Source organism: Bradyrhizobium sp. CSA112, from assembly GCF_029051645.1.
Taxonomy (GTDB): Bacteria; Pseudomonadota; Alphaproteobacteria; order Rhizobiales; family Xanthobacteraceae; genus Bradyrhizobium.
In genome coordinates this window covers 1-939 of the sequence record NZ_JAACFS010000114.1, presented here as the reverse complement: position 1 = coordinate 939, position 939 = coordinate 1, and the positions used below count along the sequence as shown (strand labels likewise).

Below are 939 nucleotides of genomic sequence, written 5' to 3'. Positions count from 1 at the left end.
AGAGTCTGACTCAAAATAAGTCATTGGCATCTCAGGTTCTAGCCAGGCGGCGGGAGAGCAGGCGGATGCTTGCGATCAGGATCCAGGCTTCCGCGCTGGCGATGGTTGCCTCGAAGTCTTTGGCCAGTCGTCGATTGCGACCGAACCAGGCAAACGTACGCTCGACGACCCAGCGTCGGGGCTCGGCTTTAAACGTTCCCACGTTCTGCGAACGGGTGACAATTTCAATTGTCCATTGGCCGAGATCAGCGATTGCATCGAGCAGCTTTGGGCCACGGTAGACACGGTCGGCGAAGATGTGGCGCAGGTTGGGGAACAAGCGGCCGATGATCCGCAACAGCGGGACTGCACCATGATTGTCTTGAAGGTTGGCAGTATGCACCTGCACATCCAGCAAGGAGCCCTCGGTATCAGTGACGATATGACGCTTGCGTCCCTTGATCCGCTTGGCCATGTCAAACCCGCTTGGACCGCCACTTTCCGTGGTTTTCACACTCTGGCTGTCGATAATCCCTGCCGACGGAGTGGGCTTGCGTCCTTGCCTTTCGCGCATGCGCCGGACCAGAGCGTCGTTGATCATCCGCCACAAGCCAGAACCCCGCCACTTGTAGAAATAATATTGAACCGTCGAGCATGGCGGAAAGTCCTTTGGCAGCGCTCGCCATTGGCAGCCGCTGGCTCCTATGTAGAGAATTGCGTTCATGATCACGCGCAGGCTGATCTCGCGAGGACGGCCGAGCCGCGATCGCGCGGGCATCAACGGCTCGATTAACTTCCACTCCGCATCCGTCATGTCGCTTGCATAACGCAGTCCGTCACGCCGATATTGTTCGCGGGTGATTTCGGTCCAACACATGTTGTGCTCCCCTCGAGTCTTCGCAAACACGAAGGAATCACAACGGGCTGAAATCACTCAACTTTCTTTTTCGGTCAGGCTCT

Annotated in this window: 1 protein-coding gene; it reads right to left on the bottom strand. The window is 57.1% G+C overall.

The window, feature by feature from the left end; translation table 11 throughout:
* Positions 1–31: 31 nt before the first annotated feature.
* Complete coding sequence (locus tag GWE18_RS41905; protein ID WP_275191304.1) at positions 32–856, bottom strand: IS5 family transposase; 825 nt, start codon at positions 854–856, stop codon at positions 32–34.
* Between the last annotated feature and the right edge of the window lie 83 nt (positions 857–939).

Excerpts from the sequence above, each read along its gene's own strand:
- GWE18_RS41905 (WP_275191304.1), bottom strand. The coding sequence starts at position 856 with ATGTGTTGGACCGAAATCACCCGCGAACAATATCGGCGTGACGGACTG.